The 16962-nt window shown below is 70.7% G+C and carries 15 protein-coding genes, 1 riboswitch and 1 other annotated feature; of the genes, 7 read left to right on the top strand and 8 right to left on the bottom strand.

Annotated elements, in window-relative coordinates:
- Positions 1–88 precede the first annotated feature (88 nt).
- The gene (locus tag ACWC21_RS39630; protein WP_450889436.1) at positions 89–1735 is read right to left on the bottom strand and encodes a glycoside hydrolase family 13 protein; all 1647 of its coding nucleotides are present in this window, start codon (positions 1733–1735) and stop codon (positions 89–91) included.
- A 306-nt stretch (positions 1736–2041) separates the two neighbouring features.
- Here ACWC21_RS39630 and ACWC21_RS39625 point away from each other — a divergent pair, with 306 nt between their 5' ends.
- Positions 2042–2965, top strand: coding sequence for an LAETG motif-containing sortase-dependent surface protein (locus ACWC21_RS39625; RefSeq protein WP_450889434.1), 924 nt, complete (start codon positions 2042–2044; stop codon positions 2963–2965).
- A 19-nt stretch (positions 2966–2984) separates the two neighbouring features.
- On the opposite strand, the gene ACWC21_RS39620 is transcribed toward ACWC21_RS39625, so the two are convergent.
- Positions 2985–3344 (bottom strand): ArsR/SmtB family transcription factor, encoded by a 360-nt coding sequence (locus tag ACWC21_RS39620; protein ID WP_450889432.1) that lies wholly within the window; start codon positions 3342–3344, stop codon positions 2985–2987.
- 80 nt (positions 3345–3424) lie between these two features.
- A riboswitch (cobalamin riboswitch) is annotated at positions 3425–3609 on the top strand.
- A 29-nt stretch (positions 3610–3638) separates the two neighbouring features.
- Here ACWC21_RS39620 and ACWC21_RS39615 point away from each other — a divergent pair.
- Complete coding sequence (locus ACWC21_RS39615; RefSeq protein ID WP_450889438.1) at positions 3639–4760, top strand: HoxN/HupN/NixA family nickel/cobalt transporter; 1122 nt, start codon at positions 3639–3641, stop codon at positions 4758–4760.
- Here the strand turns inward: ACWC21_RS39615 and ACWC21_RS39610 are convergent.
- The gene (locus ACWC21_RS39610) at positions 4757–5749 is read right to left on the bottom strand and encodes a nucleoside hydrolase (protein WP_450889430.1); all 993 of its coding nucleotides are present in this window, start codon (positions 5747–5749) and stop codon (positions 4757–4759) included. The genes ACWC21_RS39615 and ACWC21_RS39610 overlap by 4 nt on opposite strands.
- A gap of 216 nt (positions 5750–5965) precedes the next feature.
- Here ACWC21_RS39610 and ACWC21_RS39605 point away from each other — a divergent pair, with 216 nt between their 5' ends.
- Positions 5966–6748 (top strand): hypothetical protein, encoded by a 783-nt coding sequence (locus tag ACWC21_RS39605; RefSeq protein ID WP_450889428.1) that lies wholly within the window; start codon positions 5966–5968, stop codon positions 6746–6748.
- 6 nt (positions 6749–6754) lie between these two features.
- On the opposite strand, the gene ACWC21_RS39600 is transcribed toward ACWC21_RS39605, so the two are convergent.
- The 3 genes from ACWC21_RS39600 to ACWC21_RS39590 form a co-directional block, all read right to left on the bottom strand.
- Positions 6755–7558 carry a GAF and ANTAR domain-containing protein gene (locus ACWC21_RS39600; RefSeq protein WP_450889426.1) on the bottom strand — a complete coding sequence of 268 codons (804 nt, stop codon included), beginning with the start codon at positions 7556–7558 and terminating at the stop codon, positions 6755–6757.
- A gap of 131 nt (positions 7559–7689) precedes the next feature.
- Positions 7690–8457 carry a GAF and ANTAR domain-containing protein gene (locus tag ACWC21_RS39595; protein ID WP_450889424.1) on the bottom strand — a complete coding sequence of 256 codons (768 nt, stop codon included), beginning with the start codon at positions 8455–8457 and terminating at the stop codon, positions 7690–7692.
- 198 nt (positions 8458–8655) lie between these two features.
- Positions 8656–9999, bottom strand: a complete 1344-nt coding sequence (locus ACWC21_RS39590; RefSeq protein WP_450889422.1) for a helix-turn-helix domain-containing protein — start codon at positions 9997–9999, stop codon at positions 8656–8658.
- A gap of 287 nt (positions 10000–10286) precedes the next feature.
- Between ACWC21_RS39590 and ACWC21_RS39585 the strand changes: the two genes are divergently transcribed.
- From ACWC21_RS39585 to ACWC21_RS39575, 3 genes are all read left to right on the top strand, one after another.
- The gene (locus tag ACWC21_RS39585; RefSeq protein WP_450889421.1) at positions 10287–11528 is read left to right on the top strand and encodes an amidohydrolase; all 1242 of its coding nucleotides are present in this window, start codon (positions 10287–10289) and stop codon (positions 11526–11528) included.
- 200 nt (positions 11529–11728) lie between these two features.
- On the top strand, positions 11729–13357 hold the full coding sequence (locus ACWC21_RS39580) for an IS200/IS605 family accessory protein TnpB-related protein (protein ID WP_450889420.1): 1629 nt from the start codon (positions 11729–11731) through the stop codon (positions 13355–13357).
- 124 nt (positions 13358–13481) lie between these two features.
- Entirely contained in the window at positions 13482–13796 is a 315-nt protein-coding gene (locus ACWC21_RS39575) for a hypothetical protein (RefSeq protein WP_450889419.1), read from the top strand.
- A gap of 726 nt (positions 13797–14522) precedes the next feature.
- Here the strand turns inward: ACWC21_RS39575 and ACWC21_RS39570 are convergent.
- Both ACWC21_RS39570 and ACWC21_RS39565 read right to left on the bottom strand, forming a co-directional pair.
- Positions 14523–14789: a hypothetical protein gene (locus ACWC21_RS39570; RefSeq protein ID WP_450889417.1), complete on the bottom strand. Its 267-nt coding sequence runs from the start codon at positions 14787–14789 to the stop codon at positions 14523–14525.
- On the bottom strand, positions 14789–15154 hold the full coding sequence (locus ACWC21_RS39565) for a toxin glutamine deamidase domain-containing protein (RefSeq protein ID WP_450889416.1): 366 nt from the start codon (positions 15152–15154) through the stop codon (positions 14789–14791). Before ACWC21_RS39565 ends, ACWC21_RS39570 begins: the two co-directional genes overlap by 1 nt.
- Between ACWC21_RS39565 and ACWC21_RS39560 the strand changes: the two genes are divergently transcribed.
- A protein-coding gene (locus ACWC21_RS39560) for an IS3 family transposase (protein ID WP_450889414.1) occupies positions 15153–16396 on the top strand; the annotation gives its coding sequence in 2 pieces (ribosomal slippage) (positions 15153–15435 and positions 15435–16396; 1245 coding nt in all). The two genes, ACWC21_RS39565 and ACWC21_RS39560, sit on opposite strands and share 2 nt — an antisense overlap.
- Positions 15434–15562 (top strand) — a sequence feature (AL1L pseudoknot). It overlaps the preceding gene by 129 nt.
- Positions 16397–16962: the final 566 nt, after the last annotated feature.

The raw sequence follows: 16962 nt of genomic DNA, 5'->3' as shown, positions 1-16962 counted from the left end.
GTACATCCAGTACGCGGGTGATGCTCCGCCTTGCGAGGCACCGCACCGGACGCCGCGAGCTTCCCGGCAAACCTTTCCGGTCGCAGCACTAGCCGAGCCACACCGTGGTGTCCGGCGGCAGGCTCCCTCCGTCCGGCAGCGGCGCGCTGCTCAGCAGCGGCTCACCGGGCGGCAGGGGGACCGCCTCGGCCGACAGGTTGGCGACGCACCGCCAGCCCTCCGAACGGGTGAAGTGCAGGACACCGGCGGGGGCGTCCGGCGCCCAGGTCAGCGACTCGCCTTCGAGGAGCTTGCGGCGCAGGCGCAGTGCCCGGCGGTAGAACTCCAGGGTGGATCCCTCCACCCCGTCCTGCGCCTGCACGGCGTACGACGCGAAGACCGGTGGCTGCGGCAGCCAGGCACCCTGGGCGCCGAAGCCGTACGACGGTCCACCGGTCGTCCACGGCAGGGGCACCCGGCAGCCGTCGCGGCCCTTGCGGACGTGCCCGGTCTGTTCCCAGATCGGGTCCTGGAGGACCTCGGTGGGCAGGTCGGCGACCTCGGGCAGGCCGAGTTCCTCGCCCTGGTAGACGTACGCGGATCCGGGCAGGGCCAGCATCAGCAGGGTCGCCGCCCTCGCCCGGCGCAGGCCCGCCGCCTCGTCGACCCGCGGCGCGTGACCGCCGGAGAGCAGCCAGGCGTTGTCGTCCGTGCCGGGCGGCAGCATCAGGCGGGAGGTGTGGCGTACGACGTCGTGGTTGGACAGGACCCAGGTGGCCGACGCCCCGACGGTACGGGCCGTGTCCAGGGAACCGGTGATGACCCGGCGCAGCACCTCGGCGTCCCAGCCTGCCTGCAGGTACTCGAAGTTGAACGCCTGCCCCAGTTCGTCCGGGCGGGCGTACAGGGCGCGGCGGGCGTCCGGGACCCAGGCCTCGGCGACCGCGGTGCGGGGCGGGGTGTAGTCGTCGAAGATCTTGCGCCAGTCGCGGTAGATCTCGTGGACCTCGTCGCGGTCCCAGTAGGGGTGACTGCCGGGCGGCAGGTGCTGCAGCGCCTCCTCTCCGGTCGCGCCCAGGTCGCCGACGTCGCGCAGCGGATCGTCCAGGTCCTTGGCCAGGCCGTGGGCGACGTCGACGCGGAAGCCGTCGACACCCCGGTCGGCCCAGAAGCGCAGGGTGGTGCGGAAGTCGGCGCGGACCTCCTCGTGGTCCCAGTTGAGGTCGGGCTGCTCGGGCGCGAACAGATGGAGGTACCACTGGCCGTCGGGGACCCGCTGCCAGGCGCTGCCGCCGAAGACCGACTGCCAGTCGGTGGGCGGAAGTTCACCCCGCTCCCCGCGTCCGGCGCGGAAGACGTAGCGGTCGCGGGCGGCGGAGCCGGGACCGGCGCGCAGGGCCTCCTGGAACCAGGTGTGCTGGTGGGAGGTGTGGTTGGGGACGATGTCGACGATCACCTTCAGGCCCAGCCGGTGGGCCTCGGCGACCATGGCGTCGAAGTCGTCCAGCGTGCCGAGGCGGGGGTCGACGTCCCTGGGGTCGGCGACGTCGTAGCCGCCGTCGGCCAGTTCCGACGGGTAGAACGGGCTCAGCCACACGGCGTCGGCGCCCAGCGCGGCCACGTGGTGCAGCCGTTCGGCGATGCCCCGGATGTCACCGAGCCCGTCGCCGTCCGCGTCGGCGAAGCTGCGGGGGTAGACCTGGTAGACGACGGCCTGGCGCCACCAGTCGGGATTCCTGGACGAAAGGTCGGTCACATCGGCTCCCTTGGAGAGGACGGCACAGAAAGCCTGTTCACATTGCCGGGAAAGTGAACCTTCACACTATGCGGAACGGATTCTTCCCAGTGTGGCGAGGTTGTAATGGGTCATCAACTGACCTCGAATCAGCGCAGGTTGACAGGGTTCCGCAGGTCGCCTCACCATGTGCTCACACTGTGGCGCATATGACCATCGAGCCCAGCGCTTCCTCTGCTTTCCGCTGCTTCCCTCTGCTTTCCTCTGCCTGTTTCAGGCCGGTTCACACCGTCTGAGACCACCTCAGAACTCCTGATAGGGATACACATGTCCATAGCGAGTCGTGCCACCGCGCGTCGCCTGCTGGGAACGGGCGTCGCGACGCTCGCCCTCTGCGCGGCCTCCGTCGCAGCCTCCTCCGCTGCCTGGGCCGGCGACGGCGGGGACGGCTGGAAGTCCGGCGGCGCCTACAAGCCGGGCACCGGCGCGGGCACGGAGACCGGTACCGAACGCTGCCAGTTCTCGCTGGACGGCACCGGCTTCTACGACTCGGTCAAGGTCGACGACCAGAACCTCAGGCCCACCGAGGACGGCAAGGTCCACATCAAGGTCCGCACCGCCGGTGACGCCTCCACCTGCACCGCCTCGCTGGCCTCCTACGTCGCCCACGGCTCCTCCTTCGGCACCTCCGGCGAGCAGGTCTTCATCGACTTCGACTCCGTGACGGTCAAGCCGGGCCAGACCGACTCCCTCGACATCGCGGTGCCGGACGCCGGCTGCTTCGCGCAGATCGACCTCTACCGGGGTGCGGTGAAGTTCGACGGCAAGCTCGACGCCAAGGACGGCTTCGAGCACGGCGACCTGCCCAAGGGCCCGGACCACCCGGTCATCAAGGACAAGCTGATCGCGGCCTGGAACGGCGGCACGAAGGACTGCACCTCCAACCAGTCCGCCACGCCGACCCCGTCCTCCCCCGCGTCCGTCCCGCCGGCCGAGCCGTCGACCCCGGCCGACGGCAGCGACACCCCGAGCCCGAGCGCCTCGAAGCCGACGTCCGCCACCACGCCGACCCCGTCCGCCTCGGAGTCCAGCCCGGCCGCGGCCACGACGCCCGACGGGGGCGGCGGCGACCTCGCCGAGACCGGTGGCGGCAGCGGCTCCGGCATGATCGTCGGGGGTGCGGCGGTGCTCCTGGCCGGCGGTGCCGCCATCATCGTCGCGACGCGCCGGAAGCGGACGGCACGCGGCTGACCCCCGCGGGGCGGGCCGGTCAGCCCCCGTCGGCCGTGCAGCGCTTCAGCAGCCCCTGCACCTCGGCGTCCACCACCCGGTACCTGACCACCCGCCCCTCCTTCTCACCCTCCACGACCCCCGCCGCCCGCAGCAGCCGCAGAGCCTGGGAGACGGCGGGGTCGTTCATGCCGGTCGCGATGGCCAGATCGGACACGGCGAGCGGCCCGGTGCGGTGCAGGGCGAGCAGCAGAGCGAGCCGCTTGGCGTCGGCGAGCAGGGAGAAACGGTCGGCCCAGGTGCGCACATGACCGGGTTCGCCGATCGCGGCGATGGCGTCGCACACCCGGTGACCGTCGATGGTGCGACGGTCCGCGCGGTCGGCAGGCACGAGATGCATGACGCCATAGTGGCAGGCGCCGTTCTGTGATCTTCCATACCTGCGCAGGTACGCAGCTATGCAGGGAACCGCTTCCGCCCCTACGGTGGGCACGCCGTGGTGCTCGGGAAGTCGATGCGATGTCGACGCGGCCCTCGCCACTGTGATCGGGGAGTTCACGTCCCGTCCGGCATCCGCCGGGCCACTGGTCGTACGACCGGGAAGGCAGGGACGGCGGACGCAACCACCCGTAAGCCAGGAGACCGGCCACGGCAGCTCACGAAGTGATCCACGAGGTGCTGGAGCGTGAACCGGATGACCCTGCCCGCGAAAACCGCCCCGACGACGACGGTGCCCCCCTCCTTCCGGTGGCGGCGCGAGGACACGATCAGAACGGCCGGGCTGCTGGTGGTGATCCTCGCCCTGCACGTCGTCGCGTTCGGCATCCTCTTCCTGCTCGTCGTCCCCGAGCACTACAAGGTCGGCACCAAGGCCTTCGGGATCGGCCTGGGCATCACCGCCTACACCCTCGGCATGCGGCACGCCTTCGACGCCGACCACATAGCCGCCATCGACAACACCACCCGCAAGCTGATGGCCGACGGCAAGCGCCCGGTGTCGGTGGGCTTCTGGTTCGCGCTCGGGCACTCCAGCGTGGTGGTGGTCCTCGCGACGCTGATCGCGGGCGGCACCCAGCTCGCCGGCAAGGTGATGAACGAGGGCTCGCGCACCCACCAGGTCCTCGGCTTCATGGGCACGACCATCTCGGGGACCTTCCTCTATCTCATCGCCGCCCTGAACCTGGTCGCCCTGACGGGCATCCTGCGCGTGTTCAAGGCGATGCGGGCCGGGACGTACGACGAGACGGAGCTCGAAGCCCACCTGGACTCCCGGGGGTTCATGAACCGCATCCTCGGCCGTCTCACGAAGTCGGTCTCCCGCCCCGGCCAGATGTTCCCCCTGGGCTTCCTCTTCGGCCTCGGCTTCGACACCGCCACCGAGGTCACGCTGATGGTGATGGCCGGTTCGGGCGCGGCGGCCGGCCTGCCCTGGTACGCGATCCTCTGCCTGCCCCTCCTCTTCGCCGCCGGGATGAGCCTGTTCGACACCCTCGACGGCACCTTCATGAACTTCGCCTACCAGTGGGCGTTCTCCAACCCGGTGCGCAAGGTGTTCTACAACCTCACCATCACCGGGCTGTCCATCGCCGTCGCCTTCTTCATCGGCACCATCGAGCTGGTCGGCGTCCTGCACGACAAACTCGACCTGCGCGACGGCGTCACCGGCTGGATCGCGGACCTCGACCTGGACAACGTCGGCTACCTCATCGTCGGCCTGTTCGTGGTGGTGTGGGCGGCGGCCCTGACCTACTGGAAGGTGGCCCGGGTGGAGGAACGGTGGGGGGCACCGGCCCCGGCCCCCGCCACCACCGACTAGTCGGCCAGGCGGCTGGGCGGCCAGGGCCGCTCCACGGTCTCCAGGTACAGCTTCACGAACCGGTCGACGTCCACCTCCAAGGCCACGTCCACCAGGGTCTGTTCGCGGACGCCGTCGTGGATCTCGGACTCGCCCGGGCGGGGGCGGCGGTCGACGACGGTCTGGCCCCGGGACGGGCCCGGGGCGAGGGTGACCTCGACGGGCAGCAGGCGGGTGGTGATGCCCTCCGGGTCGGCGACCGCGCAGACCGCGCCCGCGTCGCCGAGGCCGCCCGCCGCCTCGGCCTCGGCGGGGCCGCCCTGCGCCGTCGGCCGGTGGGCGAGCAGTTCGCCGGCCAGCCGGGTGCCGGGCTCGGCGCTCGCCCGCAGCCGCCGCACCTGGCCCCCGTCCACGACGACCTGGTGGAAGACGTCCAGCCCGTACATGGTGATCGGCACCCCGGCGGTGAGCAGGACCGCCGCCGCCTCCGGGTCGTGCCAGACGTTGAACTCGGCGACGGGCGTGGCGTTCCCGGTGGTCACGGCCCCGCCCATGAACACGATCCGCTCGATGTTGCGGGTCACCTCCGGGTGGGTGCGCAACAGCAGAGCGATGTTGGTGAGCGGAGCCGTCGGGACCAGGGTGACCGGGCGGGGCGAGGCGAGGATCTCACGGTGCAGCAGCGTCACCGCGTCCACGGCGGCCGGGGCCCGGGTCGGCGCGGGCAGCCCCAGGTCGCCCATCCCGTCGTGGCCGTGCACGTGCCGTGCCGAGCGGGCCGGCTCGATCAGCGGCCGCTCGGCCCCGCGGGCCACCGGGATGTCCGGCGCGCCGGCCTGCTCCAGCACCGTCAGGGTGTTGCGGACCACCCCGTCGACGTCCGTGTTCCCGGCCACGCACGTCACCGCCCGCAGGTCCAGGTCCGGGTGGCGGACGGCGAACAGCAGGGCCAGGGCGTCGTCGACCCCGGTGTCACAGTCGATGATCACAGGTATGGGCTGACCGGTCACGGTGGACTCCTTCTGTCGTTCCGCCCCCAGGATCAGCCCCGGACGGGGCCCGCGTCACCGGGTCGCGTACTCAGCCGTCCGGCGTTCGGCGACGAGGCCGTCCGGGCCGAAGCGGGGGTCCGGGGGCGGCAGCCCCCAGCAGTGCACGGGGAGCACCCCTCACCCGGACGGCCCGGACCGCTGGTGGACCGCCGGAGGCAGTGGTGCCGTGAGTACATGCCCCGCCCCTCGGTCACCCGCCGCCCCGCCGCCCTCCTGCTCACCGCGGCCACGCTGCTCAGTGCCTCCTCCTGCCTGGTGCGCACCCCGGACCAGGCCCGGGACCCGGTGGCCACCTCGGCCCTGTCACCGGACGGGCAGGACGGCCCCGACCCCGCCCTGACCGGCGACCAGGCCCGGTCCGCCCTGGTCGGCGAGGCCGACCTCGGCGCGCCCTGGGTGCCGTCCGAGGGGGCGGCGACCTGGCGGGACGGGATGCTGAAGGCGACGACGAACGCGGCACCCGACTGTCAGCGGATGCTGGAGGCGCTGTACACCGAGGAGCTGTTCGGCGCGCCGTGGGGCGGCCAGGCCGCCGTGACCGCCCTGGACGACACCGACGACCTCGCCCAGCTGCGCTACCAGGTCGCCGCCCACCGCCCGGCGGACGTGGACCGCGTACTGGCCTGGCTGCGCACGCTGCCGGGCAGCTGCGGACAGTTCCTTGCGACGACCACCCGCGCCGGCGCCGAGGCCGTGCAGGTGGAGGAACTGCCGTTGCCGGCCGTCGGGGACGCCCGGCAGGGCCTGCGGGTCACGCTGACCGGCGAGGCCGACGCGGACGGCGACACACCCGTGCTCAGCGTGGACGTCGCCGCGGTACGCGTCGGGGACCAGTCGATCGTGCTCACCCTCGGCGCGCCCGGCACCGTGCTCCCGGACGACACCGCCCACCGGGTCCTGGAAGTCGGCGCCCAGCGCCTGGCCCAGGTCCGCGACGAAGCCCGCACCCAGGTCTGACCGCCGTCAGGGCCGGTCCCCGTCGAACCGCGTGTGGTGCCCGATCACGTCGTGCGCCACCTCCAGCGCCGTACGCCCGCGGGCGAACGCGTGCCCGCGCAGCCGCGCCAGCGCCTCGCCCGCGTCGACCCCCAGCTGGGCCATGATCATGCCGATGGCCTGCTGGATCGCGCTGTGCTCGGCGGTCAGGCCGCCCAGCCAGACGGGGTCCGGGCGACCGGTCTCCGCATCGTCCCGGAGCAGCGACGTCAACGCCGTGGTCAGGGCGTTCACCAGCAGCCGGGCGGTGTGCAGGTCGGGGCCGGCCAGCTCGCCGGGGCTCGTGCCGTACAGGTCGAGGGTGCCCACGCACACCGTGGTGTCGCCGAGCGGCAGCGAATAGGCCGCCCGGACCCCCACGGCCGTCGCCTGCTGCGCGTACACCGGCCAGCGCGCCACGGCCGGTCCGCCGGTCAGGTCGTCCGCGAACACCGGTGCGATGGTCTCGGCGGCGCACACGCAGGGCCCCTCGCCGAGCGTGGCCTGCATCTCCGCCATGCCGGCCGCCCTGTCGTCGCTCGCCCCGACCAGCACGGGCAGCCCCTCGCTGCGCAGTGACACGCTCGCGCCGGCCACCGGAAGCAGTTCGACGGCGGCCGCGCACAGCCGTCGGGGCAGTTCCTCGGGCGCCGCTCCCCGTACCGCCGCGGCCAGGGCCTGTGCCGGGTCCGCCCGGTGCGGTGCCGTGTTGCCGGCAGCGCTCGCGGGGCGCCGGCCCTGCTCCGGGCCGTCGGAACCGTCCGCGTACGCGCCGTCGTCCCTGGGCCGCACCTCCACCGCCTCCTTCAGTCCCGGCCCGGCCGTCCTCGAAGGGCCCTGAGCAGGTGCCCCTGCCCGCGGGAGGAGTCCCGACTACCCGGGGCCGGGGGCCCGAAACGGCCCTCGGTCTCCCCTGCGAGGGCTCACAGCGCCGAGTCGCGCGGGTGCAGCGGCCGGGGAGTGGGAGGAGTACCGGTGACCTGGGCGACGACCTGCGAGGCGACGTCGCGGAGCTTGACGTTGCGCTGCTGCGAGAGGCGCTTGAGGATCTCCAGGGCCTTGTCGGAGTCGCAGCGCCGCTGCGACATGACGATGCCGAGGGCCTGGTCGATGACCGTGCGGGAGGTGATCGCCCGCTGCAGGTCGGTGCTGAACCGCGTCTGACCGGCGATCTTCAGCGCCACGCCCAGCGCACCGGAGGCGTATCCGGCGAAGACCGCCGCCTGCTCCCGTACCGGCCGGGTGAAGGCCTCACGCTCGCTGGAGTAGAGGTTCATGACGCCGGTGACCCGCTGGCGCGGCGGCGTCAGCGGCAACGAGAGCATGCTGCACATGCCGTACTCGTTGCAGAGGTCCGGGAAGGGGCCGAAGCGGTCCTCCGCCGCCAGGTCCGGGACCTCGTGCGGTGTCCCGGTCCGCAGGGTCGACAGACAGGGCCCGTCGTCGATCTCGTACTGCCGCTGGTCGAACAGTTCCACCTCGGGGTCGCTGGCGGCCGCGGTGGTGGGCTGGTCGCCGCCCTCCGGACTGAGGGTGACGGAGCAGTGGGCGGGGACGGGCAGGGCCTCGGCGGTGAGGGTGACGAGCTCCTCCAGGAAGTCCTCGAGCCGGTCCGACTCCACCAGCAGCGTCTGCAGCCGGGCCAGCACCTGCTCTCCGTGGCCGGCTCGGTCGGTGTGCGCGTCCGTCATGACGAGCCTCCGGGGAAGTCGAACGTCGTACGGCCCTCCGGGTACCCCTCCGCGGCCGCCCGAGCCGCTCCGGACGCATCCGCGGCGCGGACCGCCGCCGCGCTTCACCGCGGGGCAGGCCGAACGCGGACACGAGGGCCCTCCCGCCGGCTCAGCGCCCGCCCGCGTCCGCCGAGCGGGCCGCCTGCGCCGCGCCGCTCACAGCGGCGGCTGGGCCGGGGCGGGGCCGAGGGTGGTGGTCCCGGGAGCGGTGCGGTGGCCCAGGCCCGTCCGGTAGGCGTCCAGCGCGGCCTCCACCCGCCCCGTCCGGCGCAGCAGGTCACCGAGCAGCCGGCACAGGTCGGCGAGGTCACCGGCGGCCCCGGCCCGCTCCAGCAGGCTCAGCGCCCGTACGTAGTGCTCCTCGGCCGCGTCGGTCTCCCGGGCGTCCTCCGCGATGATCCCCAGCAGGCGGTGCGCGGCCGCGGCGTGCACGGCGCCCCGCTCCGAGGAGAGGTCACCGAGCACCCCCCGCAGCAGCTCGGCGGCCTGAGCCGACTTGCCGCGCCGGTGCAGGACGTCGGCGAGCTCGACGGCGACCTGGCTGCTGTAGAGGGCGGCACGGGTGGCGGAGAGCATGGCGAGCGCCTCGCGCAACTCGTCCTCGGCGCGGTCCAGTTCGCCGTTCTGGGCGTACACGTACCCGCGCATCCAGTGGCAGTTGGCGAGTTCGGTCCGCAGCTGCAGCTGGCGGTACAGCTCGGCCGCCTTGGCCAGGGAGGCGTCGGCCTCGGCGATGCGACCCTCGGCGAGCAGGGTGCGGGCGACGGAGCGGTGCATCCGGGCGAGCAGCGCGGGATCCTCGACCTGCGGCGCGAGGGCGAGGGCGAACTCGGCGGCCTGGGCGGCGCGGGCGTGGGCGCCCATGTCCATGTAGGGGCCGATGACGCTGGCGTAGAGCAGGAGAAGGGCGTCCGGATCGTGCAGCCCGCCGCGGTTGAGCTCGTCGAGGGCCGACTCCAGCAGGTACACGGCGTACCGGAGCTCCCCCGCCAGGTAGTGGGCGACCGCGCGACCGCGCAGGGCGGGCACCCGCACCGGCAGCGGCTCGCGGGCCGTCACCTCCTCCGCGCGCTCGAAGTACTCCCTGGCCTCGGCCAGGTCACCGGTCTCCAGCGCGCACTCCCCGAGGCCGAGCAGCGCGGCGGCCTGCTCGCAGGCGAGCCCGTGCGCCTCCGCCTCGGTGAGCAGGGCGGCGTACTGGACGGCCGCCTCCTTGGCCTCGCCCGTCGCCAGGGTCCGCTGCGCCTCGGTGAGCCGCAGCCGCAGATCGGTGGCCAGGTGCGGGGACCGGCCGACGGCCAGCTCCTCGAAGGCGACGCCGAGCCGGCCCGCGATGTGCCTGAGCGCCTCGTCGGAGGCCCGCACCCGCCCCGCCTCCAGCGTCGAGATGTACGCGGGCGTGTACGCGGGCTCAGCCAGCTGCCGCTGGGTCAGCCCCCGCTCCGCCCGCAGCTGCTGCACCCGTCGCCCGACGGTCTCCGGATCGTCACGCTCCGACACCCCCAACTCCCCCTCCACCCCTTGCCGTTCGGCTTGTCCAGCCCCTAGGTTAAGCGTCGCATTAAACCTGCTTAACATGCCGCTGTTGTTGCGAGGTTGCCGTGCTCGGACGCTCATCCGCACGCTACGGACGCCACACCGCACGGTACGCCAGAGGCGTCGCCGCAGCCGTGGTCGCCGTCGCCGCCCTCATCACGGCGGCCAACGCGGGCCCGGCCCGGGCCACCCCCGAAACACCCTCCGCCCAGCATGCCCAGCACCGCTAGACAGCCCCTGGGGTCCTCCTCATGACCTCCCCCGCCGCCCGGACCGCCCGCGAACTGACCGCAGACCTCCCGGTCGCCTCGCTGGAGGACTTCTACCGGGATCTGCACCGCCACCCGGAGCTGTCGCTGGCCGAGCACCGCACGGCCGGCAGGCTCGCCGAGCGGCTGCGGGCCGCCGGTTTCGAGACGGCTGAGGGGGTCGGCGGTACCGGCGTCGCGGGGGTGCTGCGCAACGGGGACGGCCCGGTCGTGCTGCTGCGGGCGGACATGGACGCGCTGCCGGTGGCGGAGCGGACGGGGCTGCCGTACGCGTCCGGGACGGACGGCGTGATGCACGCCTGCGGGCACGATCTGCACGTCACCTGGCTCGTGGGCGCGGGGCAGGCGCTGGCGGCCGGGCGGGAGACCTGGTCGGGGACGCTGCTGCTGGTCGGGCAGCCCGCCGAGGAGACCGGGCAGGGCGCGGCCCGCATGGTCGCGGACGGGCTGTACGAGCGGTTCGGGCGGCCGGACGTCCTGCTCGGGCAGCACGCGGCGCCCGGTCCGGCCGGGCTGTACCCGCACGCGCCGGGGCTGATCATGTCCGCCTCGACGGACGTGGACATCGTCGTGCACGGCCGGGGCGGACACGGCTCCCGGCCCGAGGCGACCGTCGACCCGGTGGTGACGGCCGCGTACCTCGTCACCCGGCTGCAGACGGTCGTCGCCCGGGAGACCGCCGCCGCCGAGTCCGCCGTGCTGACGGTCGGCCGGATCGAGGCGGGCACCCGGCACAACATCATCCCCTCCGAGGCGCGTATCGCCCTCAACCTGCGCACCCGGTCCGACAGGGTCCGCGAGCGCATGCTCGCCGCGATCCGCCGCATCGCGCACGGCGAGTGCCTGGCGGCCGGGTGCCCGCGGGAGCCGGAGGTGACGGTGGGGTCGACCTTCCCGGTGACGGTGAACGACATGGACACCGACCGCCGGGTCGCCGCCGTGCACGGCGAGGTGTTCGGCGCGGGGACCGTGTTCGACCCGGGCCCGGCGATGGGCAGCGAGGACTTCTCCGTGCTGGCGGCGGGCTCGATCCCGTACTCGTACTGGTTCGTGACGACCACCCCGCACCCGGTGTGGGAAGCGGCCGGGGGCGCGGACCTGTCGGAGAAGCTGCAGGGCGTGCCGAGCAACCACAGCCCGGACTTCGCGCCCGATCTGTCCACGGTCGCCCCGGGTGTCCGCACACTCGTCTCGGGGGCACTGGCGCTTTTGTCAGTGGCATGACGATTTCCAGGGGGGTGAGCGAACTGCCGCCGAATGACAACACTCGGGTGTGTTCTGGAGTGCATGCGGGAGCATCTCGGTCACATCATGCGCGTGCGCCTTGGTGGGGAATATAAGTTCCCATATCGAATGCGTGACCTTTGCGTCAGGTTGTCGTTGGGTTCGGTGACAGATCTTCGAGCCGTGCAGGGGGGTGGGGGATGGGCGGGTTGCGCAAGGTGACGGCTTCGTTCGTGGTGCCCGGCCCGTCCGGGGTGGCAGTCCGAAGCAGCCTGAAGGGACTGACCGAGCGGGATGAGAAGGTGCTGCGTCTGGTCGGTGATTTGCTCGGCTCTCTGGCCTCCCGGGACCTGAAGGCCCGTTGCGCGGCGGGCTTGGACCATGACGGTGAGCAGTGGGCGCACCGCAAGCGTGCCCTGACCAGTGAGTCCTCCTCGCGGTGGGCGGGCAGTATCACCAAGGCCACGCATGACCAGTGGGCGCTGGCACGGCGCGGTCAGCTCGCCCACATCCGCCACCTCCAGGCAGATGTAGACATGATCGCGTACCGGCTGTCGCTGCCGATCGGGGCGAAAGGCTCGGGTGGCCGGCCGGGCGGTTACCGCTCGAAGCGGGAGTGGTTCGCCAAGTCCCGGCGCCTGCGACTGCTCGGAGATCGACTGGCACAGGCACGCGCAGAGTGTGAGGCCGGGCGTGTGCGGGTGGTGCGCGGCGGCAAGAAACTGCTGCGTGCCCGGCACAACCTCGAAGCTGCCCAGATGAGCGAGGCCGATTGGCGTAGCCGTTGGGAGGCCGAGCGCTGGTTTCTCCAGGCCGACGGTGAGTCGGAGAAGCGGTACGGGAATGAAACGATCCGGGTCAGTCCGGACGGTGAGGTGAGCATCAAGCTCCCCGTAGCGCTGTCCGGGCTGGCGAACGCGCCGCACGGCCGGTACGTGCTCGCCTGCCGGGTCGGCTTCCGGTACCGGGGTGAGCAGTGGGCCGACCGCATCTGCGCGAACCGGGCCGTCGCCTACCGCATCCACTACGACGTCGATCGGGGCCGCTGGTACCTGACCGCCTCCTGGCAGTACCAGCCGGTGCAGACGGTGCCGCTGGAAGCCGTCCGTACTACGGGTCTGGCCGGTGTGGACATGAACGCCGATCACCTGGCCGCCTGGCGTCTGGACGAGCACGGCAACCCGGTCGGTGCCCCGCGCAGGTTCGACTACGACCTGACCGGCACCGCGTCCCACCGGGACGCCCAGGTCCGACACGCCCTGATCCGCCTGCTGCACTGGGCCAAGCGCCACCACCTGGCGATCGCGGTCGAGGACCTGGACTTCACCGCGGAGAAGAGCCGGGAGAAGCACGGGCGGCGCAAACGGTTCCGCAAGCTGATCTCCGGCCTGCCCACCGCCAGGCTGCGCGCGCGACTGGTGTCCATGGCCGCCGAACTCGGCATCCCCTTGGTCGCCGTCGACCCGGCCTACACCAGCCGCTGGGGCGCCCAGCACTGGCAGAAACCCCTGACCACCACAACCCGCAAGACCACACGCCACGACGCTGCCGCCGTGGCCATCGGAAGACGCGCCCTGGGACACCCGATCCGGCGACGGACGGCACCGCCCCCACCGCACCAGCGTGATGCTGTGGGGCATCGGACCGTCCAGGCCGCACCGGGCATTCCGGGGCGTGAGGAAACCCGCCCCCGCATCCCCGGACCACGGACACGATCCGTCGGCGCCGGACGCGGAGCGAAAGCGGGCGACCAGCGTGCCCACAACCGTTCGGGACACGCGGCTGAGCACCAGTCCTGGCACCAGGACCCAATCCCGCTCAGTCTCTAGAAACGGTTCGAATCAGCGTGCATATGTCGCAGACCGTCACGGCCCTGCGGCCCTCCTCAGCTCGGCGGCGCTCGCCGCCGCTCCGGCCTTCGCCGACCCAAACAAGGTCCTGCCGGTCAAGTCGGTGGGCGACGCCGTCGTGGACGGCGTCCACCAGCGGGTCTTCATCAGCGACCCTAGCAACGGCAAGATCGTCGTCACCGACTGCAGCGGCACGGTCGTCAAGCAGCTGACCTCGCTGCAAGGAGTCACAGACCTGGAACTGTCGGCCGGCTCCGACACGGTCTACGCGGCGGTCCCCAGCGACACCGGGATCGTCGCCTTCGCCGCGGCCAGCGCGAACGGCGTGCCGGGCGGACCACTTCGGTGTCCTCACGCAGAGGACATGAACCGTCTGCGTCATCCCTCGCACGTCGGCGGAGAGACACATCCCGCATGACAGGGTGATCAGCCCTGCAAGCAGCGGCAGCCGATCCAGCCTTGACCACCCTCACACTGCCGACAGCTGCAGTTGCCACGCCCTCAGAGGCGCGTACTGCGAGAATTTCCGCCAACATACTGTTGACTCCACCCTCCAGAGTCACCGAAGAAAAGACCTCATTTTCCGATCTCACAGCCAGTCACGGTCTACGGTCACGGTGAGCCAATCACCCTCCGACAGGATGCAAACGTTTCCCGCACCTCTGACGAGCGCTTCGGTTGCTATCGTTCCGGCTAGTTCGACACCATCACACGATTCCGAACGGAAGAATCTTCCTTCACTTCTGCTTAGGTATTCCCAGGCGTCGACCGGCGTGATGTCATCAGGGTGGTTCAATCTCGCCACTTCGGCCGAGTTGGCTCATAGTTGCTCTTCGGCGTCTCGAAAATTTGAGAGTGACCGCTCCAGCATTATAGCGAGGCGCGAGGAAGGACCATCTTGCTGTCTCAGGTCAGCAGTCCGGGCGCCCGGAAAGCCAAGGACTAGGCTTCAGACCTGCCGCGCCGCAAGTGACCGACCCCGGCGACTCCAAGATCCCTGACAGCGCCAGGCCCTGACGGAATTACCGAGAGTGGGAAGCCAACCGTACGCTGGATGTCAGACAGGGGGCCTGCGGTGACGTACACCGCAGGCCCCCTGTCTTCTTCTTGCACGGCTCCGCACGCGAAGGTACGGAAAGGGAGATCAGAAGAGGTCGAGTGCGGCTGATTCCACGGCCCCCATCAGCCGACACTGCCCAGTCTCTCCATCCACGCATACGTAGCCAGTTCCGACGGCCATGTCTGATGGATCTCCGCTGCGGAGGTAGGCGACCGACTGACAGTCGAAGTAAAACTTACCTCCGACCTGGGCACTCTCTCCCTCGACGAGCGCGAAGTCCATGCGATCGTGGCTCACCTCCCTGTCGAGGAATTCTTTGGCAAGCCTGGCTGCCTGTTCCATGTCCAGCATCAGTCCGTCCTAAGGAGGGAGAAGTTCCGCCACGGCGAGAGGTCTGCGTGTCCTGACTGACCATCCAGGAACACAACGTCTCCCTTGACATTCACGACGTTGAAGACATGCGCCTGTCTTCCCTTCTGACCCATCACGATACCTCTGGCTCGATCTCCCGAGCTCTTTATCTCATTGACGATGCCCGAGAGCGTCGACGACTTGAACCTCCTACCGCCATACAACGCTTCGATCGGCTTGGTGGAACCTTCCTTGAGAGCGCCAGGAGCCGAAGACGGGGCCCCTTCAGCCAGCAGGCGATCCACTGCCACAGTGAATCGCTCCGGGTCTGATGGAGGCTCGATTCCCTGAGAGGATCGAGTCATGGCACGTCCGTCCCCCTACCCCGCTGAGCTTCGCGAACGAGCGGTGCGCATGGTTGCTGAGATCCGACCGAACTACCCGACCGAGTGGGCGGCGATGAAGGTGGTCGCGGCGAAGCTGGGCATCGGTGCGGCAGAGACGGTGCGGACCTGGGTCCGCAAGGCAGAGGTGGACGCCGGCCAGCGGCCCGGCACGACGTCCGAGGAGGCTGCGGAGATCAAACGGCTGCGGGCCGAGAACGCCGAGCTTCGACGGGCGAACGAGATCCTCAAAGCGGCTTCGGCTTTCTTCGCGGCCGAGCTCGACCGGCCGTCGAAGCGCTCGTAGCGTTCATCGACGCACACCGCGAGGTGTTCGGAGTCGAGCCGATCTGCCGAGTCCTGACCAGCCATGGACTGAAGATCGCGACGAGCACCTACTACGCCGCCAAGAACCGCACGCCCAGCGCCCGATCGGTCCGCGACGCCGAGCTGAAGACGCAGATCAGCCGCGTCCACACGGACAACTTCAGTGTCTACGGAGTGCGGAAGGTCTGGCGGCAGCTGCACCGCGAAGGCATACCGGCGGCCCGCTGCACCGTCGCCCGGCTGATGCGCGACCTGGGCCTGGAGGGCGCCCGACGCGGGAAGAAGATCCGCACCACTCTCCGAGACGACGGCCACGAGCGGGCCGCTGACCTGCTCAGGCGCGACTTCACCGCGTCTCGCCCGAACGAGCGGTGGGTCGCCGACTTCACCTACGTCGCCACCTCGTCCGGGATCGTCTACGTCGCATTCATCGTGGACGTGTACTCCCGGACGATCGTCGGCTGGTCCGCCGCCACCAGCAAACGGGCCAAGCTCGTCCTCGACGCCCTCGACATGGCCTTGTGGCGCAGAGACCGTGCCGGAACTCCCGCTGGAACGGGACTGTTTCATCATTCGGATGCAGGTAGCCAATACACGTCGTTCGCATTCACGGCGCACCTCCTCGAGGCCGGCATCGACGCCTCGATCGGCACCGTCGGCGACGCTCTGGACAACGCGCTCATGGAATCCCAGATCGGCCTATACAAAACGGAACTGATCAAGCCCCGCAGGCCCTGGCGCGGTCTCGCCGACGTAGAACTCGCCACCGCGGAATGGGTCGACTGGTTCAACAGCCAGCGTCTCCACACCGGGATCGGCAACATCCCGCCCCACGAACACGAGACCAACTACTACGCTCACCACCAGCCCCAACCGGCGGCTGGAGTCAACGCATAGAGCCTCCACTGATCCCGGAGCGGTTCAACCAGAACCAGAGACACGACCGTGACAACGAGTCTTCGTGCACGTATATGCATTGCGGATCCCCCTGGGGCAAGCCGAGACGACTGGGGGATCTTCGGCTGGTGGGACCGCAGGGAAACCTGTGGACCGTGGGTTGGCTGGATCCCTCGGAGGCAGCTCGAGAGCGTGCTGCATAACGCCTGCCCAGACAGGCTCGGTTGGAGTACTCAGACGAAAGTGGCGTGAACTCGTCAGACAGCTCGGTCAGTGAGGCTTTCTCGACGGTGATCGCTTCGAGATCCTTTTGCAGGCGAGGGTGGCTCGGGCGATGTCGCCGATCCGGCTGGGGCTGAGCGTGACGTGTTGCAGGGGGAGCCATCGCTGCTTGAGTTCGGCGGCGGTCCGGTGGACTCCCTGGCCGACAAGTTCTGGACCGCCCAGACGGGCTCTCCCCTGCGGGCGGGTGCTAGCGCGTCGTGCTGAACGATCCGCAACCATTGCAAGACTAGGGCTGCTTCATGCCCGAGGGATATGACCCATTCGCCATCCCGCCAGGTATG

This window comes from Streptomyces sp. NPDC001348 (assembly GCF_053597535.1).
Note: the sequence above shows the minus strand (reverse complement) of the source record. Positions and strands in the feature narration are given on the sequence as shown.